The organism is Kitasatospora brasiliensis (assembly GCF_032654805.1).
GTDB lineage: Bacteria > Actinomycetota > Actinomycetes > Streptomycetales > Streptomycetaceae > Kitasatospora > Kitasatospora brasiliensis.
The window spans coordinates 317,077-338,732 of record NZ_JAUOOW010000005.1 but is presented as its reverse complement, the minus strand read 5'-3'; the positions used below and the strand labels follow the sequence as shown (position 1 = coordinate 338,732).

Sequence of the window (21,656 nt, the reverse complement as noted above, 5' to 3'; positions counted from 1 at the left end):
TGGAAGCGGGCGTGGAGAACGCGCCGCTACGCCTGGGCGGCGGCCTCCGCCTCCTGGCGCTTGCGGGCCCGGTAGGCGGCCACGTTGGCGCGGGTCGCGCAGCGGTCCGAGCAGTAGCGGCGGGAGCGGTTGGTCGAGGTGTCCAGGTAGGCGTTGCGGCAGGGCGCGGCCTGGCAGATGCCGAGCCGGTCGGCGCCCAGCTCGGTCAGGTGGACGGCCAGCCCCATGCAGGCGACCGCGCTGAAGTGCGCGGTGGCGGTGGCGGAGTTGTCGGCCAGGTGCAGGTGCCAGCGGGGCCGCCCGGCGTCGTCCAGGTAGTCGTGCCCGGAGATCAGCGGGCTGACGGGGTACTCCATCAGCAGGCTGTTCAGCAGGTCGACGCCGCGGATCTCGTCCCCCTCGGCGGCGGCCTCGAAGACTCCGCGCAGCCTGGTCCGTACTGCCCGCAGCCGGGGCAGGTCGGACTCGTCGGCGAGCGCGGCGGCCCGCGCCGAGTCGGAGAACAGGCCGCGCACCGCTTCCACGGTGGTCAGCGTGTCGGTGCCGCGCTCGGGCTCCTCGGTGTTCACCAGCCGAACGGCGAGATCGGCGTAGGCGGCGAGCTCCACAGGGGTCCTTCCAGATTCGGTAACGGGCTGACAGCCTCCAGCCTATTACCCCCGAGGGGAAAACGCGGCGCCCGGCAGGACGGCCTGCCGGGCGCCGGGGGTACGGCTCTCAGAGCACCTTGGACAGGAAGGCCCGGGTGCGCTCGTGCTGGGGGTCGGTGAGCACCTGGCGGGGGTTGCCGGACTCGACCACCACGCCGCCGTCCATGAACACCAGCGCGTCGCCCACCTCGCGGGCGAAGCCCATCTCGTGGGTGACGACCACCATCGTCATGCCCTCCTCGGCGAGGCCGCGCATGACGTCGAGGACGTCGCCGACCAGCTCCGGGTCGAGCGCGGAGGTCGGCTCGTCGAAGAGCATCAGCTTGGGCTTCATGGCCAGCGCGCGGGCGATCGCCACCCGCTGCTGCTGGCCGCCGGAGAGCTGGGAGGGATAGTTCTTCGCCTTGTCGGCGAGGCCCACCCGCTCCAGCAGGGCCATCCCGCGCTCGCGCGCCTCGGCCCTGGTCTCGCCCTTGACCTGGACCGGCGCCTCCATGACGTTCTCGATCGCGGTCATGTGCGGGAACAGGTTGAAGCGCTGGAAGACCATGCCGATGTCGCGCCGCTTGACGGCGACCTCGCGGTCCTTGAGCTCGTGCAGCCGGTCGCCCTTCTGCCGGTAGCCGACCAGCTCGCCGTCCACCCAGAGGCGGCCGCCGTTGATCTTCTCCAGGTGGTTGATGCACCGCAGGAAGGTCGACTTGCCGGAGCCGGAGGGGCCGATCAGGCAGAACACCTCGCCCTTGCGGACCTCCAGGTCGATGCCCTTGAGCACCTCGACCAGGCCGTAGGACTTGTGCACGTTCTCGGCGCGGACCATCAGGTCGGCCGCCGCCGCGGCGGGGCGGGCCGGGGTCTTGGTCAGATCGGTCATACGTGACCACCTCCCTCGATCCCCGGGACGACGTCGGCGGCCGTCTTGGGGGCGGGCTTCCCGGCGAACAGGCCCCGCAGCCGCTGCAGCGGGGTGGGCGGCAGGGTGCGATTGGAGCCTCGGGCGTAGTGGCGCTCGACGTAGTACTGGCCGATGGTCAGCACCGAGGTGAAGAAGAGGTACCAGAGGCTGACGACGATCAGCAGCGGGATGTTCTGGTAGTTCCGGGAGTAGATGACCTGACCGGCCCGGAAGATCTCCTCCAGGGAGATCACCGAGACCAGCGAGGTGGTCTTGAGCATCGAGATGGTCTCGTTGCCGGTCGGCGGGATGATCACCCGCATGGCCTGCGGCAGGACGATCCGGCGCATGGTCTGGGCCCGGCTCATGCCGAGCGCGTGCGCGGCCTCGGCCTGGCCCTCGTCCACCGACTGGATGCCGCCGCGGACGATCTCCGCCATGTAGGCGGCCTCGTTGAGGCCGAGGCCCAGCAGTGCGGCGACGAAGGTCGGGATCAGGACGTTGGTCTGCTGGGACCAGAACTCCGGCCCCCACGGGACGCCGATCGACAGCTTGGCCCAGATCAGGCCGAGGAAGTTCCAGAAGACCAGCTGCACCAGCACCGGGGTGCCGCGGAAGATCCAGATGTAGACCCAGGCGACGCCGGCCAGCAGGGGGTTGGGGGACAGGCGCATCACCGCGAGGACGATGCCGCCGACCACGCCCATGAGCATGGCGAGCACGGTCAGCTCCAGCGTGACCAGCAGGCCGTGCATGATGCTGTCGTGGAACAGGTACTGACCGACGATGTCCCACTTGAAAGCGGGGTTGGTGAAGAGGGCGCTCAGCAGCATCGCCGCGAGCAGGGCGATGACGACGGCGCCAGCCCAGCGTCCGGGGTGGCGGACCGGGACGGCCTTGATGGTGTCAGGCCGTCCCTCCTGCGCCGTCCCCTTGTCCAAAGAGTTCACGGTGTGGCCTCGGGAGAGAAGATGGAGCGTACGGTCAGCTGCCGGCGGCGCTGTTGACGACCGACTTGGTGATGGCACCGGCCTCGACACCCCACTTGGTGAGGATCTGCTTGTAGGTGCCGTCGTCGATCAGCGACTGGATGGCACCCTGGACGGCCGGGGTGAGCTTGGAGCCCTTGGCCAGGGCGACACCGTAGGGGGCCACGCCGTAGGTCTCGCCGACCTTCTCCAGCTGGCCGCCGGACTGCTTGACGGCGTAGTCGACGACCTGGGAGTCGGCCATCATCGCCTGGTCGCGGCCGGAGACCACCGCGTTGGTGACGTCCGTCTGGAGGTCGAACTTGTCGCCCCCGTTCTGGATGCCCGGCTTGCCGGCCTTGGCGCAGTCCGGGTTGCGGGTGTCGTTGATCTCGTCGGCCTGGGTGGTGCCGGTCTGGACGGCGACCTTCTTGCCGCACAGGTCCTTGGGGTCGATCTTCTCCGGGTTGCCCTTCTTCACCGCGACGGCGCTGCCGGAGTTGAAGTAGGTGACCATGTCGACGATGTCCTCGCGCTCCTTCTTGTCCGTGAAGGAGGACATGCCGAGCTGGAACTTGTTCGACTGGATGCCGGGGAGGATCGCGGTGAAGCCGGAGTCCTGGACCTCGGCCTTGAGGCCGAGCTTGGCGGCGATGGCGTTGGCCAGGTCGACGTCCATGCCGATGACCTTGCCGTTGTCGTCCTTGAACTCGTCCGGCGCGTAGGAGGCGTCCGCGCCGACCAGCAGCTTGCCGGCCGCCTTGACGTCCTCGGGGACGAGCGGGGCCAGCTTGGGGTCGGCCTTGACCTCGTTGACGGTCGCGGAGGCGTTGGGGGCGCCACTGCCTTCGTCCTTGCTGCCGCTGCTGCCGCAACCGGTCAGCACGAGGGAGACGGAGGCGGCGACCAGGCCGGCCGCGAAGAGGCGGTTGCGCTGGGTACGGGCGGTCATGAGGGGGATCTCCATCCTGGGGGGAGAGACGTGCAGGCCGGTGGTGCGATTGCCCGGGGCACATGGAGGCCGCCCGGGGTGGTACCAGGTACTGCTTCCGCCACCCTCCGCCGAGGTGGCCGTCGACCGAACCGCCTCGACCAGGGGCCGACTCGATCGGAGATGGGGGGAATCCTGCCATCTGATGACAGTCAGATGACCGTCATCCAGATCAAAATCGGATAACGAGGGGTCACGCTGTCCGCTATTCGGACCCAGCCGGTGGACCTGTCACTCCGCGCATAGGTATGCGGACCGGAGCGTTCCATCCCGGCCTGCCGGGCCCGGCGGCGGGTATGTCAGAATCGTCACCGGGTGACCCCCGAACGCTCGAACCAGACCGACGAGCCCCGACAGGCTCGGGGTGCTCAGGAACGGAAGTCCTCACGTGGCTCCGTATCCGGAACACCCGACTCCCTTTCGGATCTGTGTTCACCCCGCGGGTGTGCGTGCGCTCATGCCGTTGCCGCCGCCGGAGCCCGGCTCTCGCGATGCCGGGCCCCGCGACGCGACAGCGCGGCGATGAACCGTACGTGACGAGGACGAAAAGGCATAGGTGCGATGCCCTCGTCCGACCTACGCTCGGGCGGGAAGCACAACACGGACAACACCAGACCCAATAACACCCTCATCCGAGGGCGCCGCCCGACGGCAGCGCCCCGACCCTCTCCCCGGGTCCGCTTCGGCGTACCCGGTTTCCGGTTTCCGGACGGGTCGTTCGCCCGTCGGTCGTGTGCCCTCGCCAGATCACTGACGAAGAGGTCATCGTGGCAGCGGAGATCATCCACAGCAGTACTCAGGACACCGACGATCCGGTCGACGCGGTCTTCGCGCTCCACCGGGGCGGCAAGATGGAGATCCGGGCGACCGTCCCGGTGCGCGACGCGGACGACCTGTCCCTCGCCTACACCCCCGGTGTCGCCCGGGTCTGCACGGCCATCGCCGAGCAGCCGGAGCTGGTCAACGACTACACCTGGAAGTCCAACACCGTCGCGGTGGTCACCGACGGCACCGCGGTGCTGGGCCTCGGCGACATCGGCCCGCAGGCCTCGCTGCCGGTGATGGAGGGCAAGGCGATCCTGTTCAAGCAGTTCGCCGGCGTGGACGCGGTGCCGATCGCGCTCGACTGCACCGGGGTCGACGAGATCGTCGAGACCGTGGTCCGGCTGGCGCCCTCCTTCGGCGGCGTCAACCTGGAGGACATCTCCGCCCCCCGCTGCTTCGAGATCGAGCGCCGGCTCCAGGAGGCCCTGGACATCCCGGTCTTCCATGACGACCAGCACGGCACCGCGATCGTCTCCACCGCCGCCCTGTGGAACGCGGCCAAGGTGACCGGCCGTGAGATCGGCTCGCTGCGGGCCGTCATCTCCGGCGCCGGCGCGGCCGGCATCGCCATCGCCAAGATGCTGGTCGCGGCCGGCATCGGCGACGTGGCCGTCTGCGACCGCAAGGGCGTGGTGTACGAGGGCCGCGGCGACCTCACCGACGTCAAGGCCGAGATCGCCGCGCGGACCAACCGCACCGGCCTCAAGGGCTCGCTGGCCGAGGCGCTGGCCGGCGCCGACGTGTTCATCGGCGTCTCCGGCGGCACCATCCCGGAGGAGGTCGTGGCGACCATGGCCGAGGGCGCGTTCATCTTCGCGATGGCCAACCCCACCCCGGAGATCCACCCCGAGGTCGCGCACAAGTACGCCGCCGTGGTCGCCACCGGCCGCAGCGACTTCCCGAACCAGATCAACAACGTGCTGGCCTTCCCGGGCATCTTCGCGGGCGCCCTCCAGGTCCGCGCCTCCCGGATCACCGAGGGCATGAAGCTGGCCGCCGCCAAGGCGCTGGCCGGCGTGGTGGCCGACGAGCTGACGCCGCAGAAGGTCATCCCCTCGCCGTTCGACGAGCGGGTCGCGCCGGCGGTCACCAAGGCCGTCGCCGAGGCCGCCCGGGCCGAGGGCGTGGCGCGGATCTGACGATCCGCAAACAACCCGGGGCCGGGACACGCGTCACATCGTGACGTGGTTCCGGCCCCGGGTCGTCGCGGCTATCGTGCGGTGGCATGTTCGCTGCCTACGCCGCACGTATCGACGCCGCCGACCCGCTGAGCGGGCTGGAGCTGGGTGACCTCCCCGAGCCGCAGGCCCGTCCCGGGTGGAGCGTGGTCACGGTCCGGGCCGCCAGCCTCAACCACCACGATCTGTGGTCGCTGCGCGGGGTCGGCCTGCCCGCCGAGAAGCTGCCGATGATCCTCGGGTGCGACGCCGCCGGCGTCGACGAGCACGGCAACGAGGTGGTCCTCCACTCGGTGATCGGCCAGAGCGGCCACGGGGTCGGCCCCGACGAGCCGCGCTCCATCCTCACCGAGCGCTACCAGGGCACCTTCGCCCAGCAGGTCGCGGTGCCCACCTGGAACCTGCTGCCCAAGCCCGCCGGACTGAGCTTCGAACAGGCCGCCTGCCTGCCCACCGCCTGGCTGACGGCCTACCGGATGCTGTTCACCAACGCCGGGGTCAAGCCCGGAGACACCGTCCTGGTCCAGGGGGCCGGCGGCGGGGTGGCGACCGCGCTGGTCGTCCTCGGCAAGGCGGCCGGCCTGCGGGTCTGGGTCACCGGACGGGACGAGGCCAAGCGCGCCCGGGCGGTGGAGCTCGGCGCCGACGCGGCCTTCGAGAGCGGTGCCCGGCTGCCCGAGCGGGTGGACGCGGTGATGGAGACGGTCGGCGCCGCGACCTGGTCCCACTCGGTGAAGTCGCTGCGCCCGGGCGGCACCATCGTCATCTCCGGGGCCACCTCCGGCCCCAACCCCGGCTCCGCCGAGCTGAACCGGATCTTCTTCCTGGAGCTCAAGGTGGTCGGCTCGACCATGGGCACCAAGGAGGAGCTGGCCGGGCTGCTCGCGTTCTGCGCCAACACCGGCGTCCGGCCGGTGATCGACTCGGTGCTGCCGCTGGCCGAGGCGCGAGAGGGCTTCGCCCGGCTGGCCAAGGGCGACGTCTTCGGCAAGATCGTCCTCACGCCCTGACGTCCTGACACCCACGGCGGCCCGGCGCCCTCCATCGAGAGGCACCGGGCCGGACCGTACGGATGCTCAGCCGAGCAGCCGCTTCAGCCGCTCGCCCGCGGCACCCAGCACCGCGCCGGCCTCGGCCAGCCGGTCCGGGCCCACCCCGCCGTCCCGGGCCGCGTCGCGGACCTGGTCGCGGAAGCGGTCGAGCAGCCGCTCCAGCTCCCGGGCCGGGTCCCCGGCCGGGTCGGTACGGGCCCACGAGGGCAGGTCGGCCGGGGTGCCGGGCTCGTCCTCGTCCAGGTCGATCCTGGTCACCGTGACCTTCTCGGCGGGCTCCTCCGCGACATGGCCCCAGCGGGCCGCGTCGGCCAGCCCGGACAGGCCCTTGGTCAGCTCGGACAGGCCCTCGGCCAGCCCGGTCGGCCAGTCGCCCTTGGCGGCGTGCTCGCGCACCTGCTGCTCGACGCGGCGCTTGATCCGCAGCGCCTCCTGCTGGGCGGCGGTGCGCGAGGCCTTGGCCTGCTCGCGCAGCCGGCGGGCCTCCTCCTCGGCGGCCTTCGCCTTGGCCTTGGCGGCCTTCTCCTGCTCCCGGGCGCGCTTGGCCTGCTCCTTGGCCTGCTGCTTGAACTGGGCGAACTCCTCCTTGGCGCGCTGCCAGGACTCGTTCTCGCCCCAGGGCCCGGCCCACGGGTCCCCGGGCCGCTCGGTGCGCTCCGGCCGGGGCGCCTGCTTCGCGGCGTTCCACAGCTCCTCGCGCAGGTCCTTGGCGCTGTCCCGGACGTCCTCCCGGATCGCCCCGGCGAGCTGCGCCACGGAGTCGTGGATCTCCAGCTCCAGCTCGTCCAACTCGCCCTGCCGGGCTTCGAGTTCGGTGCGTCCGGCGTCGGTCAGCCGGTACACCTTGCGGCCGCCCTCGGTGGTGTGGGTGACCAGGCCCTCCTGCTCCAGCTTGGCCAGCCGCGGGTAGACCGTCCCGGCCGAGGGGGCGTACAGGCCCTGGAACCGCTCCTCCAGCAGCCGGATCACCTCGTAACCGTGCCGCGGCGCCTCGTCCAGCAGCTTCAACAGGTAGAGCCGGAGCCGACCGTGGCCGAACACGGGGGTCATGTCAGGCCTCCTTGGTGAGGTTGGGCGTGCCGGGGCCGGCCGGAAGCTCCTTGACCACCACCGGGCCCTCGTCCTCCGCGTCGGGGCGGCGCAGCACGGTGACGGCGCCGGAGACGGTGGTGACGTTGAGGTTGCCGCGGCCCTCGCCCAGCTGGCCGGAGATCTTCTTGGCGCCCCAGGTGCTGCTCATCTGGAGCTGCTCGAAGGTGCTGGAGACGTCGCCGCTGGTGGAGCCGGCCTGGACGGTGGCGTCGGCGACGGAGGGGATCCGGACCACGACCGGGCCGCTGACGGTGTTGACCTTGACGTCGGTCTCCCCGGCCACGTCGAGGTCCAGGGTGACGGCGCCGGTGACGGTGTTGGCCTGGACCCGGTCGGCGGTGCCGGCGATCACGGTGAGCCGGCCGGAGACGGTGTTGACCTTGAGCTGGCCGCCCACGGCCTGGGCGTCCACGTCGCCGGTGACGGTGGTCGCGTCGATCCGGCCGGTCACCCCGGCGAAGGTGGTGTCGCCGTTGGCGCTCTGCACCGAGACGTGCCCGGAGACGCCGCTGACGGTGGCGTCGGCCGACACGGTGCCGACCTTGACCTCGGCCTCGGCCGGGACGGTCAGCGTGACGCCGGCGATCCGCTTGCGCTTGAAGGTGCCGAAGAAGTTCTTCACCGAGCCGACCGACTTGAGCCAGTCGCCGAACTCGCCCCAGCTGTTGATGTCCTTGTAGGTGACCGTCAGGACGCCGTCCACCAGCGTCACGTGCAGCGGGTCGCCGACCAGCTCGGTGACCTCCAGACGGGCCGGGCCCTCGGCCGCGACCACGTTCACGGTGCCCTCGATGGTCCGCACGTGCAGCGCGCGCACCGTCTCGTCGAAGGTGATCCTCTCGGTGCCCTCGACCGTCCACTGGCTCATCTCTGCCGCCTCCCGTCGCGGATCGCGATGTATCGCGTTCTCTTCTAAAGACGATATATCGCGTACCGGGAGAGTCAAGCGTGCCGATCCCCGAACCCGACCCCGACCCGCCCCGGAGCCCTCCCCTACGGGTTTCCGGCCCCGGACACGCGTCAGGCCCGGGAGGCGGTTGCCTCCCGGGCCTGACGCCGGCTTTCACCGGGTCACTCGTCGTCCTCGTCGTCGAGCCGCGCCAGCCAGGTGGCCAGCCGCTCGACCGGGACCTCGAAGTCCGGGTTGAGGTCCACGAAGGTGCGCAGCTGCTCGGCCAGCCACCCCAGGGTGACCTCCTCCTCGCCGCGCCGGTTCTCCAGCTCCTCGATGCCTCGGTCGGTGAAGTACACGGTTCGCTCCGGTCGGATGGGGATTGACCTGGTCAGGATAGACGGGTCCGGTCAGCCTTCCTTGCGGTAGAGCGCCAGCGAGAGCTTGACCGAGCCGCTGTTGTCGTCGATGGAGACGACCTTGGCGATCGCGATGTTGCCGTTGGTGCGGCTGCGGACGCAGAACAACCGGCCCTGGGGCAGGGCGTTGTAGTCCAGGTTGCCCGCCGGCTCCTTCTCGACGGCGGCCGAGCACTGCTCGGGCGTCAGGGTGGAGTCCTGGGGGATGTAGGCGTCCCCGTCGTAGCTGAGCTTGCCGTAGTTCGGGCTGAGGACCCACGCGTTGCCGCTCGTGGTCGGGGCCACCTTGCCCGCCGTCAGGTCGAAGTTGTAGCTGCGGCTCGGCGCGGTCAGCTCACGGTCCTCGTAGACGACCGTGTACTTCGCCGGGCCGGCGGAGACCGCCGGGGCGGAGGTGGCCGAGGTGGCCGACGTCGCCGACGGGGACGGCCGGGTCGGGGCGGTCGAGGCGGGCGGCAGCGGGTCGGAGGGCCGGGTGACGGTGACCGCCGGTTTGGCCTCGGGGGTCTTGCCGTCGTCCAGCTTCTTCATCAGCACCACGCCGCCGGCCGTGCCGCCGACGGCCATCACCAGGGCGACGGTGAGCAGCATCTTCCAGGACACCCCGCCCTTGCGCCGGGCCTCCGGCTCCGGCTCGGGGGCCGGGGCGGCGGTGACCACCGGGCCGGGCGGCGGGGTGTCGTAGGTCGGCGGCTCCGGCCGCAGGTGGGCGGTCGGCGGGGTGGGCCGCACCGGGGCGGTCGGCGACTCGGTGGGCGGCTGCGGGGCGCCGTACGAGCCGACCGGCGGCGGCGCGAAGCCGGGCGGGGGCGTCGAGGGCTGCCGCGGCGGGTGTACGGCGGTCGCCGGGTGGGTCGGGGCGGCGGCCGGCGGCGGGGGAGCGGCCGGCATCGCGGGCGGCGTGCTCGGCGAGGTGGCGGGCGCGGCCGGCAGCGGGGTGGGGGGCGTCTTGGGCAGGTCGGAGCGGCGGGTGATCTCGGTGTTGACCTGGCGCGGCAGCCAGTCGTCGCCGAACCGCAGCTGGCCGCCGACCTCCGGGTGGTTGCGGGCCACCTGGATGATCTCGGCGGGCTTCGGGCGGTCCTCCGGGCTCTTCGCCAGGCAGCGCTGGATCAGCTCGCGCAGGTCCGCCGGGACGGCCGTCAGGTCCGGCTCCTCGTGCACCACCCGGTAGAGCACCGCGGTGTCCGGGCCGTCGCCGAACGGCGCGGTGCCGCCGGCCACGTACGCGGCCAGGGCGCCGAGCGCGAAGACGTCGGTGGCCGGGGTGACCGGGCGGCCCTGGGCCTGCTCGGGGGACATGAAGGCGGGGGAGCCGATCCGGTAGCCGGTGCCGGTCAGCGCGGTGGCGTCGGCGGCCCGGGCGATGCCGAAGTCGATCACCCGCGGGCCGTCCCCGGCGACCAGCACGTTGGCGGGCTTGAGGTCGCGGTGGACCACCTCGACGCTGTGGATCGCCTGGAGGGCCTCGGCGATGCCGCCCATCAGCAGCAGCACGGTGCGCGCCGGCAGCGCGCCGTGCTCGCGCACCACCTGCTGGAGGGACGGGCCCGGCACGTACGCGGTGACCAGCCAGGGGGCGTCGGAGTCCAGGCCGCCGGAGTCGATCACCTGGGCGGTGTAGAGCCCGTGGATGCGCTGGGCGTTGCTGACTTCCTGGGCGAAGCGGCGGCGGAACTCGCCGTCCTCGGCGAACTCCGGGCGCACCACCTTGAGCGCGACCGGGCGCCCGCCCGGGGTGTACGAGAGGTAGACCCGGCCCATGCCGCCGGCGCCGAGCCGGGCGAACAGCCGGTAGCCGCCGACGTCCCGGGGGTCGTCCGGGAGGAGCGGCTGGAAGACCGGCGGGAGCCGGTCGGCGTCCCGAGGCGTGTCGGCGGTCATCTGGTGGATCCCCCTGGGAGTGCGGTGAGGCGGTACGGCCGTGGCGGCCGGGCGCGACGACGGGCGCCGGGGCTGCCGACCGGCGAGGCATAACCTATCGACCCGTCAGGAGCTCGCACACCGGGGTTCGGGTTTGGTTGCAGAGCTGGGACCTACGGGAACGCCCGCGGCCCCGCCCTCCCGGTGGGGAGAGCGGGGCCGCGGGCGTTCGAACAGCGGGGGTCTCGGCGCGTCAGAGCGCGAAGACCTCCTCGACCAGCGCCTGCTGCTCGGCGGCGTGCCGCTTGGCCGAGCCGACGGCCGGCGACGAGGCGGCCGGACGGGCCACCCGGCGCAGACGGGCGTCGCCGCCGCTGCGGCCGATGACGACCTGGAGGTGGTCGACCAGGTTCATCGCGATGAACGGCCAGGCACCCTGGTTGGCCGGCTCCTCCTGGGCCCAGACGAACTGGACGTCGTCGCCGTAGCGGGCCAGCTCCTCCTGGAGCTCGGCCACCGGCAGCGGGTAGAGCCGCTCGACCCGGACGATCGCGGTGTCGGTGACGCCGCGCTCGGTGCGGGCGGCCTCCAGGTCGTAGTAGAACTTGCCGGCGGTGATGATCACCTTGCGGACCTGCGCCGGGTCGACGGTGGAGTCGCCGATGACCGGGCGGAAGGAGCCGGACAGGAACTCCTCCGTCGCACTCGCCGCGGCCTTCAGACGCAGCATCGACTTCGGGGTGAAGACGACCAGCGGCTTGTGGTGCGGGTTGTGCGCCTGCCAGCGCAGCAGGTGGAAGTAGTTCGACGGCAGGGTCGGCATGGCGACCGTCATGTTGTTCTGCGCGCACAGCTGGAGGAAGCGCTCCGGGCGGGCGGACGAGTGGTCCGGGCCCTGGCCCTCGTAGCCGTGCGGCAGCAGCAGGGTGACGCCGGAGTGCTGGCCCCACTTCTGCTCGGCGGAGGCGATGTACTCGTCCACCACGGTCTGCGCGCCGTTGACGAAGTCGCCGAACTGCGCCTCCCACATGACCAGCGCGTTCGGGCGGGTCAGCGAGTAGCCGTACTCGAAGCCCATGGCCGCGTACTCCGACAGCAGGCTGTCGTAGACGGTGTAGCGGGCCTGGTCCTCGGTGAGGTACTGGAGGGGGGTGTAGTCCTCGCCGGTCTTGCGGTCGATCAGGACGGCGTGCCGCTGGCCGAAGGTGCCGCGGCGGCTGTCCTGGCCGGCCAGGCGGACCGGGTGGCCCTCCATGAGCAGCGAGCCGATGGCGAGGGTCTCGCCCATCGCCCAGTCGATGGTGTTGTCCTCGACCGAGGCGGCGCGGCGCTGGAGCTGCGGCACCAGGCGCGGGTGGACGGTCAGCCAGTCCGGGTGGTTGACCTGCGAGGCGGCGATCCGCTTGACCATCTCCTGGGAGATGCCGGTCTGGATGGAGACCGGGAAGTCGGCGACCGGCTTGCCGGCGGTGGCGTCGGCCGGCGCCTGGGCCGCGTCGCGGACCTCGGCGAAGACCTTCTCCAGCTGGCCCTGGAAGTCCTGGAGCGCCTGCTCCGCCTCTTCCATGGTGATGTCGCCGCGACCGATCAGGCCCTCGGTGTACAGCTTGCGCACCGAGCGCTTCTTGTCGATCAGGTCGTACATCAGCGGCTGGGTGAAAGACGGGTTGTCGGCCTCGTTGTGACCGCGGCGGCGGTAGCAGATGAGGTCGATCACGACGTCCTTGTGGAACGTCTCGCGGAACTCGAAGGCGAGCCGCGCGACGCGGACCACGGCCTCCGGGTCGTCGCCGTTCACGTGGAAGATCGGGGCCTCGATCATCCGCGCCACGTCGGTGGAGTACATCGACGAGCGGCTGCTGGCCGGGGCGGCGGTGAAGCCGACCTGGTTGTTGACCACGATGTGCACGGTGCCGCCGGTGCGGTAGCCGCGCAGCTGCGACATGTTCAGGGTCTCCGCGACGACGCCCTGGCCGGCGAAGGCCGCGTCACCGTGGATCTGGATCGGCAGCACCGGGAAGGTCGTGCCGCCCTGGTCCAGGATGTCCTGCTTGGCGCGGGCGATGCCCTCGACGACCGGGTCCACGGCCTCCAGGTGGGAGGGGTTCGCGGCGAGCGAGACCTTGATGGTCTCGCCGTCCAGGCCGGTGAAGGTGCCCTCGGAGCCCAGGTGGTACTTGACGTCGCCGGAGCCGTGCATCGACTTCGGATCGAGGTTGCCCTCGAACTCGCCGAAGATCTTGCCGTACGGCTTGCCGACGATGTTGGCCAGCACGTTCAGGCGGCCGCGGTGGGCCATGCCGATGACGGCCTCGTCGAGGCGGTGCTCGGCGGCGGCGTCGATGGTGGCGTCCAGCAGCGGGATGAGCGACTCGCCGCCCTCCAGCGAGAAGCGCTTCTGCCCGACGTACTTGGTCTGGAGGAAGGTCTCGAAGGCCTCGGCCGAGTTCAGGCGGCGGAGGATCCGCAGCTGCTCCTCGCGCTCCGGCTTCGTGTACGGCTTCTCCAGGCGGTCCTGCAGCCACTTGCGCTGCGTCGGGTCCTGGATGTGCATGTACTCGATGCCGACGGTGCGGCAGTACGTGTTGCGCAGCAGGCCGAGGATGTCGCGGAGCTTCATCATCTTCTGGCCGCCGAAGCCGCCGACCGCGAACTCGCGCTCCAGGTCCCACAGGGTGAGGCCGTGGGTGGTGACGTCCAGGTCGGGGTGCTTGCGCTGCTTGTACTCCAGCGGGTCGGTGTCGGCCATCAGGTGACCGCGGACCCGGTAGGAGTGGATCAGCTCCATGACGCGCGCGGTCTTGTTGACCTCGTCGTCGTGGGTGGTGGCGACGTCGGTGGCCCAGCGGACCGGCTCGTACGGGATCCGCAGCGACTCGAAGATCTCGTCGTAGAAGCCGTTCTCGCCGAGCAGCAGACGGTGGATCTCGCGCAGGAACTCGCCGGACGCCGCGCCCTGGATGACGCGGTGGTCGTAGGTCGAGGTCAGCGTCATGATCTTGGAGACGCCCAGGCGGGACAGGGTCTCCGGGGCGGAGCCCTGGAACTCGGCCGGGTACTCCATGGCGCCGACGCCGACGATGGTGCCCTGGTTCTGCATCAGGCGCGGCACGGAGTGCACGGTGCCGATGCCGCCGGGGTTGGTCAGCGAGACCGTGACGCCGGTGAAGTCGTCCATGGTCAGCTTGTTGGCGCGGGCCCGGCGGACGATGTCCTCGTAGGCCTGCCAGAAGCCGAAGAAGTCGAGGGTCTCGGCCTTCTTGATGGCCGCGACGACCAGCTGGCGGTCACCGTTCGGCTTGACCAGGTCGATGGCCAGGCCCAGGTTGACGTGCTCCGGCTTGACCAGGAAGGCCTTGCCGTTCTCCACCTTGTAGCTGTAGTTCATGCCCGGGGCGGCCTTGACGGCCTGGACCAGGGCGTAACCGATCAGGTGGGTGAAGGAGACCTTGCCGCCGCGCGCGCGCTGGAGGTGGTTGTTGATGACGATGCGGTTGTCGATCAACAGCTTCGCCGGGACGGCGCGGACCGAGGTCGCGGTCGGCACCTCCAGCGAGGCGTCCATGTTGGTGGCGACGGCCTTCGCCGGGCCGCGCAGCTGGACCAGCTCGGGGCCGGCGGCGGCGGTCGCGGGCGCGGCCGGCGCCGGGGCGGCCTTGGGGGCCGGGGGCGCGGCGGGCGCGGCGGCGAGCGGGGCCGGAGCGGCGGCCGGGGCCGGGGCCGGGGCAGCCGGAGCGGTGGCGGGCGCGGCCGTGGGAACGGCGGGCGCGGGGGCAGCGGCAGGGGTCGGCGTGGAGCCGGCCTGGGTCGCGGCCTGGGTCACTGGGGTCACCTCGGTACCGGGCTTGTAGTCGGCGAAAAAGTCCCACCAGGCTCGGTCGACCGAGTTCGGGTCCTGGAGGTACTGCTGGTAGATCTCGTCGACGAGCCACTCATTGGGGCCGAAGCCAGTGGAGCTTGCCGAGCTGTTGGGGGTTTCAGGGGACTGTGGCGACACGGCGGCAACCGCCCTCTTCCGCTTCCTTTTGGGATGTTTGGACAGCGGGGATTAAGGCTACGCCCCTGACCGGTGATCGCGCAGTCCCCGGGGGCCAGGCGTCGTCCAGATCACAGTCCTGACCTGGAGTTTGGCCGAAAAAGTACGTTAGAAAGCCGTATCTGAGGGGAACCGATCGGCGTCGAACAGGGTTCATACCCGGACGAAATCGGACAAAACCTCGACCAAATCTTCTAACGATCTTTGTGTGGCTCTGTGTCGGACTTGTGACAAATGTCCTGACCATCGCCCTGTCGCGGGCCGGGCAGCCGGACCTCGATCCGGCAGCCGCGCGGGGACTCGGCCACCGCGATCCGCCCGCCGTGCAGGTCGACCGCCCAGCGGGCGATGGCCAGGCCCAGTCCGGTGCCGCCGTCCGCGCCCGGACCGGCGGCGGTCGCGGTGCCGCTGCGACCGAACCGTTCGAACACCCGGGTGCGGTCGGCCGGGGGGATGCCGGGGCCCTCGTCCTCGACCTCCAGCAGCAGGCCGCCCGTCTCGCCCTCCGGCCTGGCCCGCACCGTCACGGTGCCGCCGGGCGGAGAGTGCTTGCAGGCGTTGTCGACCAGGTTGGCGACCACCTGGTGGAGCCGCTCCGGGTCCGCCACGCCGGTCAGGCCGGCCGGGTTGACCTCCAGGGCCAGCCGGACGTCCCCGCGTCGGGAGAAGGCGCCGCCGGCCGTCGCGCCGTCCACGGTGACCCCGCGCAGCACGCCGTCCAGGAACTCGCGCACCTCGAAGCGGCGGGCGTCCAGGTCGACCACGCCGTCGTCGATCTTGGAGAGGTCGAGCAGGTGGGTGACCAGGCGGCCGAGCCGCTCGGTCTGCTCCAGCGCCGCCCCCAGGGTGGCCGGATTGGGCTGGACGACACCGTCCACCACGTTCTCCAGGACGGCGCGCAGTGCGGCGATCGGGGTGCGCAGCTCGTGCGAGACGTTGGCGACCAGCTCGCGGCGGTGCCGGTCGGCGGCCTGGAGGTCGGCGGCCATCGCGTTGAAGGCGGCCGCCAGCTCGCCGATCTCGTCGCGCGAGCTCACCTCGACCCGGCGGCTGTAGTCGCCGGAGGCCATCGCGCGGGAGGCCTCCGTCATCTCGCGCAGCGGGGCGGTCAGCCCGTGCGCGAGGAACTGCATGAAGAGCAGCGAGGCGATCATGGAGAAGATCATGATGATCCGGATCTGGGTCTCGGACCGGATCGCCATCACCACCATCCCGGTGGCGAGGAACACGGAGACGACCACGAGCAGGGCGAGCTTGCCCTTGATCGACCGGACCGGGTCGAGCGGCCTGATGTCGGCCCAGACCCGATGGGCGGCGCGGGCGGCCAGGTTCTGCGGCCGCGCGCCGTCGGATTCCCCGTTGCGTTGCTGTGGAAAGGTCATGGTCTCCTGTGGTCCCCGCGTGGTGGCACGGCGTCGTCCCCGACACGGGCCCCCGGTGGCCCGTCTTCGAGGCGGATCGCCGTCAGGAGAGCGGGGCCTCCAGCGCGTAGCCGACGCCGTGGACGGTGCGGATCCAGCTGGCGCCGATCTTCCGGCGCAGCGCCTTGACGTGGCTGTCCACGGTGCGGGTGCCGGAGGCGTCGGTCCAGTCCCAGACCTCGGCCAGCAGCTGCTCACGGGTGAGCACCGCGCGCGGCTGGGCGGCCAGGCAGGCGAGCAGGTCGAACTCGGTCGGCGTCAGGTGGACGTCGCCCGCGGCCAGCCGGACCCGGCGCTGCACGTGGTCGATCTCCAGTTCGCCGAAGCGCAGGCTGCCCAGCGCGGGCGTGCGGGCGGCCTGCTGGGCGCGCTCGACGCGGCGCAGCAGGACGTTGACGCGGGCGGCCAGTTCGCGCATCGAGAACGGCTTGGTCATGTAGTCGTCCGCGCCCACGCCGAGGCCGACCAGCAGGTCCGTCTCGTCGTCACGGGCGGTCAGCATCAGCACCGGCACCGGGCGCTGGGCCTGGATCCGGCGGCACACCTCCAGGCCGTCGAAGCCGGGCAGCATGATGTCGAGGACCACCAGGTCCGGCTGCCAGGTGTGGAAGCCGTCGACCGCGCCGGGGCCGTCGTGGGCCACGGCGACCTTGAAGCCCTCGGCGCCCAGACGGGCGGCGATCGACTCGGCGATCGTGGGCTCGTCCTCCACCACCAGGACTCTGCGCTGGCTGCTCACAGTGCCACCGGTGTTGTGGTTGTCCTGCTGAATTTCTGTCACGGTCACGCCACCGCCCCCAGGGCTGCGGGCCGGCCACCTGTGGGGATGGCGGGCTCCGCTCGTAGTCTTGTTCCGTCGTGGACTGTGCCGGGTCCGCCGTCCCGTCGCGCGATCGGGAGCCGAGGACGGATGGTCGGCCGCCCACTTCTCCCGCGCACTTCGCAGCGTACGGACAGCGGATGCTTCCCGGCAGGTGGACCGGACGTTTCCGGCCCGTGGGCCGGCTGTCGGGCCGCCCTCGGACCCACTGCACGAGTGGGCACGGGCCGATACCTTACCCGGCGAATTTTCTCTGCGTAACGGTACGTATGCAGTCCAGTTGACGCCAAGTCGCCGGTCAGAGGCCGTGCTGCCGCGTTATTGGGGAGAAGGTCTGGACCAATGCCGGGAATCCGGCGGTCCGCCGCGGCGACGGTCTTCACGGGCTTTTCCCAGGTGCCTCTCAGAACCTCGACGTACCGTGTCCGCGACAACTCCCGGCCGGGCGGAAACCGGGGCCCGCGCCGGTACGTTGGGCACCTGGCGGGGGCCGGTGGACGCGGCGCGGAGCGGAGGCGGCATGGCGGGAGTTCGGCGGGGTGCCGACGGGAGCGGAGCCGCGGCGGTGCCGTACGGAATGCTCCGGCTCGGGCTGCGCGCCGGAGTCCTGGAGTGGCTGCTGGAACGAGTGCCGATGCCCCGTCGGACGCCCTTCACACTCGGATATCTCGCCGTCGTGGGAGCCACCACGACCTTCGCCAAAGTCGCGGATCCGGAACTCGTCCAGCGCTTGCAGGAAGCCTCCAGTTCGGACGGGCACAACCTGCTCCAGCATCCTTTGCGCGCCCTTGTGCTGAGTGGATTCTGGGTGGCCGGCGAGGTGTGGATGCCGTACCTGTGGGGATTCGCGTTCACCCTGGCGCCGCTGGAGCGCAGGGTCGGCCCGGCCAGGGCGGCGGCGGTGTTCGCGGTCGGCCACGTGGTGGCGACGCTGCTCTCCCAGGGCGTGGTGATCACCGCCGTGGAGACCGGGCGGATGGCGCCCGAGGTGATGGACTACCTGGACATCGGGGTCAGTTACGGGGTGCTCGCCTGTCTGGGAGCGGTGGCCGGGCTGCTCTCCCGGCCCGGGCGGGTGCTGGCGCTGGGCGGCGTCGGGCTGATGATCGCCGGGCAGATCGCCGGCGACCGGGACGTGATCACCGGGGTGGGGCACCCGGCCGCGGTGCTCACCGGGGTCGCGCTGTGGCGCTGGCTGCGACGGGTCGAGCGGCGCCCGCCCCGGCCGCGCCCGGCCGCCGTGACGGCTCCGGGCAGTGCTCCCGCGCGGGCGTGGACGGCGCGTTGACACCGCCGCCCGGTCGGGCGCGGCCCGCGACGGGTGACCTTTTCATCAGGGTCTCTTAAGACTCCCTTGAGGTGTTTTTGGTGCGCTTTTGACGGAGTCGGACGTGGTGCATTCCGTGTCGATTCGTGTTCGCTCACGGCGAACCGGGCGTGGGGAACATTCGCCGGGCGCGAAGACTTAGTCAGGTCGACTCAAGTTCGCTGACTGGGGAGAGATCATGGCATCCACGTCCACACCGCTCACCCTGCCCGTGCTGCCGCTGGACGACGAGGTCGTCCTGCCGGGCATGGTCGTCCCGCTGGACCTGAAGGACACCGAGGTGCGCGCGGCGGTCGAGGCCGCCCGGGCCGCGGCCACCGGCACCGGCAAGCCGCAGGTCCTGCTGGTGCCGCGGGTGGACGGCTCGTACGCGGCGGCCGGCACCCTGGCGACCGTGGAGCAGGTCGGCCGGCTGGCCGACGGCGAGCCGGCCGCGCTGGTGCGCGCCGTGCGGCGGGCGCGGATCGGCGTCGGCACCACCGGCCCCGGCGCCGCCCTCTGGGTGGAGACCACGCCGTTCAAGGAGTCCTCGGTCGGCACCCCGGTGGCCGGCCGGGCCGCCGAACTGGTCAAGGAGTACAAGGCGCTGTCCACCCAGTGGCTGCGCAAGCGCGGCGCCTGGCAGATCGTCGACCGGGTGGCGCAGATCGAGGGCGTCGGCGAGCTCGCCGACAACATCGGCTACGCGCCCTTCGCCACCGCCGAGCAGAAGCTCAAGGTGCTGCTGGAGGCCGACCAGGTCGCCCGGCTGGAGTACGCGCTGACCCTGCTGCGCGACCACCTCGCGGAGGAGGAGGTCAACGACACCATCCGCAAGGACGTCGAGGAGGGCGTGGCCAAGCAGCAGAAGGAGTTCCTGCTCCGCCGCCAGCTGGAGGCCGTCCGCAAGGAGCTGGCGGAGCTGAACGGCGAGGCCGCCGACGAGGAGGGCGACTACCGGGCCCGGGTCGAGGCCGCCGACCTGCCCGAGAAGGTGCGCGAGGCCGCGCTCAAGGAGGTCGACAAGCTGGAGCGCGCTTCCGACCAGTCGCCCGAGGGCTCCTGGATCCGCACCTGGCTGGACACCGTCCTGGAGCTGCCCTGGAGCGAGCGCACCGAGGACGCGTACGACATCGCCGGTGCCCGCACGGTGCTGGACGCCGACCACGCGGGCCTCGCCGACGTCAAGGAGCGGATCGTCGAGTACCTGGCCGTCCGCAAGCGCCGGGCCGACCAGGGGCTCGGGCTGGTCGGCGGCCGCCGAGGGGGCGCGGTGCTCGCCCTGGTGGGCCCGCCCGGCACCGGAAAGACCTCCATTGCCGAGTCGGTCGCCAAGGCGATGGGCCGCAGCTTCGTCCGGGTCGCGCTCGGCGGCGTCCGGGACGAGGCGGAGATCCGCGGCCACCGGCGCACCTACGTCGGCGCGCTGCCCGGTCGCCTGGTGCGGGCGATCAAGGAGGCCGGCTCGATGAACCCGGTCGTCCTGCTCGACGAGATCGACAAGGTCGGCTCCGACTACCGGGGCGACCCGGCCGCCGCCCTGCTGGAGGTGCTGGACCCGGCGCAGAACCACACCTTCCGCGACCACTACCTGGAGGTCGAGCTCGACCTCTCCGACGTCGTCTTCCTCGCCACCGCCAACGTCCTGGAGGCCATCCCCGAGCCGCTGCTCGACCGGATGGAGCTGGTCCGGCTGGACGGCTACACCGAGGACGAGAAGGTCGTCATCGCCCGCGACCACCTGCTCCCGCGCCAGCTGGAGAAGGCCGGCCTCGGCGGCGAGCAGGTCACCGTGGGCGAGGAGGCACTGCGCCGGCTCGCCGGGGAGTACACCCGGGAGGCCGGGGTCCGGGGCCTGGAGCGCTCGATCGCCCGGGTGCTGCGCAAGATCGCCGCGCAGGCCGAGCTGGGCGAGCGCGAACTGCCCGCCGCCGTCGGCCCGCAGGACCTGCGCGCCCTGATCGGCCGGCCGCACCACGTGCCGGAGTCCGCCCAGGAGCCGGCCGAGCGCCGCACCGCCGTCCCCGGCGTGGCCACCGGCCTCGCGGTGACGGGCGCCGGCGGCGACGTCCTCTACATCGAGGCCTCGCTGGCCGACGCCGAGACGGGCGGCACCGGGGTGACCCTCACCGGCCAGCTGGGCGACGTGATGAAGGAGTCCGCGCACATCGCGCTCTCCTACCTGCGCTCGCGCGGGGCCGAGCTGGAGCTGCCCGTCACCTCGCTGCGCGACCGCGGCGTGCACCTGCACATCCCGGCCGGAGCCGTCCCCAAGGACGGGCCGAGCGCCGGCATCACCATGACGACGGCGCTGGCCTCGCTGCTCTCCGGCCGCAGGGTGCGCACCGACGTGGCGATGACGGGCGAGGTCTCGCTGACCGGGCGGGTGCTGCCGATCGGCGGGCTGAAGCAGAAGCTGCTGGCCGCCGACCGGGCCGGGCTCACCACGGTGATCATCCCCAAGCGCAACGAGGCCGACCTGGACGACGTCCCGGCCGAGGTGCTGAAGCGGCTCACCGTGCACCCGGTGGCTGACGTGAGGGAGGTCCTGGAGCTGGCGCTGGAGCCGGCCGAGGTGCTGGTCGCGGCCGCCTGAGCCGCTACCGCCCGAGTCGCCACCGCCGAGTGAAGGGGCGACGGCATCCCCGCGTGCGACACTGCGGAGATGCCGTCCCCCACGCAGCGCGCCCTGGCCCGGGTGCCCGAACGGCTGCGCCCCTTCCTGGTGCGGCACCGCCGGCTGGTGAAGTTCCTGCTGGTGGGCAGCGGCTGCTTCGTGCTCACCACGGCGATCAACTTCGGGCTGAAGTTCACCGTGCTGGAACACAAACCGGTGGTCGCGCTGACGGTGGCGACGGTGATCGGCACCGCCGTCTCGTACGTGCTGAACCGCCGCTGGGCGTTCCGGGCCGACGGCCGGCAGCGGGAGGTGCTGATGTTCCTCCTGGTCAGCGCGGTGGCGATCGCCGTCAACGACGTACCGCTGGCGGCCTCCCGGTACCTGCTGGACCTGCGCGAGCCGTACATCGACCCCGTCCAGCAGGAGCTCGCGGACTTCCTCAGCGGGATGGTCGTCGGCACCTTCGTGGCGATGCTGTTCCGCTACTGGGCGATGCGGCGCTGGGTCTTCGCCCCGCCCGCCCGGCCGGCCCCGCCCGCCGGGCCCGTGCCGCCCGCCCTGCTCCCGACGACGGCCCCGGAACCCGGCTACGCTGCACCCGAGATGCCACCGGATGTGCCGTAAAGGG

The 21,656-nt window shown here is 71.7% G+C and carries 16 protein-coding genes; 5 read left to right on the top strand and 11 right to left on the bottom strand.

The window, feature by feature from the left end:
- Window positions 1–26: 26 nt before the first annotated feature.
- The 4 genes from QWJ13_RS21050 to QWJ13_RS21035 form a co-directional block, all read right to left on the bottom strand.
- A complete protein-coding gene (locus QWJ13_RS21050; protein ID WP_316526335.1) occupies window positions 27–608 on the bottom strand; it encodes a CGNR zinc finger domain-containing protein in 582 nt (193 codons plus the stop codon).
- Window positions 609–717: 109 nt separating this feature from the next.
- The gene (locus tag QWJ13_RS21045) at window positions 718–1,524 is read right to left on the bottom strand and encodes an amino acid ABC transporter ATP-binding protein (RefSeq protein ID WP_316526334.1); all 807 of its coding nucleotides are present in this window, start codon (window positions 1,522–1,524) and stop codon (window positions 718–720) included.
- The gene (locus QWJ13_RS21040; protein WP_316526333.1) at window positions 1,521–2,495 is read right to left on the bottom strand and encodes an amino acid ABC transporter permease; all 975 of its coding nucleotides are present in this window, start codon (window positions 2,493–2,495) and stop codon (window positions 1,521–1,523) included. Before QWJ13_RS21040 ends, QWJ13_RS21045 begins: the two co-directional genes overlap by 4 nt.
- Window positions 2,496–2,529: 34 nt before the next feature.
- The gene (locus tag QWJ13_RS21035) at window positions 2,530–3,465 is read right to left on the bottom strand and encodes an ABC transporter substrate-binding protein (RefSeq protein WP_316526332.1); all 936 of its coding nucleotides are present in this window, start codon (window positions 3,463–3,465) and stop codon (window positions 2,530–2,532) included.
- Window positions 3,466–4,271: 806 nt separating this feature from the next.
- Here QWJ13_RS21035 and QWJ13_RS21030 point away from each other — a divergent pair.
- Together QWJ13_RS21030 and QWJ13_RS21025 are read left to right on the top strand one after the other, a co-directional pair.
- Complete coding sequence (locus QWJ13_RS21030) at window positions 4,272–5,468, top strand: NAD(P)-dependent malic enzyme (protein WP_316526331.1); 1,197 nt, start codon at window positions 4,272–4,274, stop codon at window positions 5,466–5,468.
- An 86-nt stretch (window positions 5,469–5,554) separates the two neighbouring features.
- A complete protein-coding gene (locus tag QWJ13_RS21025) occupies window positions 5,555–6,517 on the top strand; it encodes a zinc-binding dehydrogenase (RefSeq protein ID WP_316526330.1) in 963 nt (320 codons plus the stop codon).
- Between the two features lie 66 nt (window positions 6,518–6,583).
- On the opposite strand, the gene QWJ13_RS21020 is transcribed toward QWJ13_RS21025, so the two are convergent.
- From QWJ13_RS21020 to QWJ13_RS20990, 7 genes are all read right to left on the bottom strand, one after another.
- Window positions 6,584–7,609, bottom strand: a complete 1,026-nt coding sequence (locus tag QWJ13_RS21020) for a PadR family transcriptional regulator (protein WP_316526329.1) — start codon at window positions 7,607–7,609, stop codon at window positions 6,584–6,586.
- 1 nt (window position 7,610) lies between these two features.
- The gene (locus QWJ13_RS21015) at window positions 7,611–8,519 is read right to left on the bottom strand and encodes a DUF4097 family beta strand repeat-containing protein (protein ID WP_316526328.1); all 909 of its coding nucleotides are present in this window, start codon (window positions 8,517–8,519) and stop codon (window positions 7,611–7,613) included.
- A gap of 203 nt (window positions 8,520–8,722) precedes the next feature.
- Window positions 8,723–8,902 (bottom strand): DUF6104 family protein, encoded by a 180-nt coding sequence (locus QWJ13_RS21010; RefSeq protein ID WP_049649445.1) that lies wholly within the window; start codon window positions 8,900–8,902, stop codon window positions 8,723–8,725.
- Between the two features lie 51 nt (window positions 8,903–8,953).
- Window positions 8,954–10,846 (bottom strand): serine/threonine-protein kinase, encoded by a 1,893-nt coding sequence (locus QWJ13_RS21005; RefSeq protein ID WP_316526326.1) that lies wholly within the window; start codon window positions 10,844–10,846, stop codon window positions 8,954–8,956.
- A gap of 232 nt (window positions 10,847–11,078) precedes the next feature.
- Window positions 11,079–14,822 carry a multifunctional oxoglutarate decarboxylase/oxoglutarate dehydrogenase thiamine pyrophosphate-binding subunit/dihydrolipoyllysine-residue succinyltransferase subunit gene (locus QWJ13_RS21000; RefSeq protein WP_316526325.1) on the bottom strand — a complete coding sequence of 1,248 codons (3,744 nt, stop codon included), beginning with the start codon at window positions 14,820–14,822 and terminating at the stop codon, window positions 11,079–11,081.
- Between the two features lie 233 nt (window positions 14,823–15,055).
- Window positions 15,056–16,243, bottom strand: a complete 1,188-nt coding sequence (locus QWJ13_RS20995; protein ID WP_316526324.1) for a sensor histidine kinase — start codon at window positions 16,241–16,243, stop codon at window positions 15,056–15,058.
- 82 nt (window positions 16,244–16,325) lie between these two features.
- The gene (locus QWJ13_RS20990; protein WP_316526322.1) at window positions 16,326–17,063 is read right to left on the bottom strand and encodes a response regulator transcription factor; all 738 of its coding nucleotides are present in this window, start codon (window positions 17,061–17,063) and stop codon (window positions 16,326–16,328) included.
- Between the two features lie 604 nt (window positions 17,064–17,667).
- On the opposite strand from QWJ13_RS20990, the gene QWJ13_RS20985 reads away from it, so the two are divergent.
- The 3 genes from QWJ13_RS20985 (at window position 17,668) to QWJ13_RS20975 (ending at window position 21,652) form a co-directional block, all read left to right on the top strand.
- Window positions 17,668–18,390 (top strand): rhomboid-like protein, encoded by a 723-nt coding sequence (locus tag QWJ13_RS20985; protein ID WP_316526321.1) that lies wholly within the window; start codon window positions 17,668–17,670, stop codon window positions 18,388–18,390.
- Between the two features lie 217 nt (window positions 18,391–18,607).
- Complete coding sequence (lon, locus tag QWJ13_RS20980; protein WP_316526320.1) at window positions 18,608–21,004, top strand: endopeptidase La; 2,397 nt, start codon at window positions 18,608–18,610, stop codon at window positions 21,002–21,004.
- A gap of 69 nt (window positions 21,005–21,073) precedes the next feature.
- Window positions 21,074–21,652: a GtrA family protein gene (locus tag QWJ13_RS20975; RefSeq protein WP_316526319.1), complete on the top strand. Its 579-nt coding sequence runs from the start codon at window positions 21,074–21,076 to the stop codon at window positions 21,650–21,652.
- Window positions 21,653–21,656: the final 4 nt, after the last annotated feature.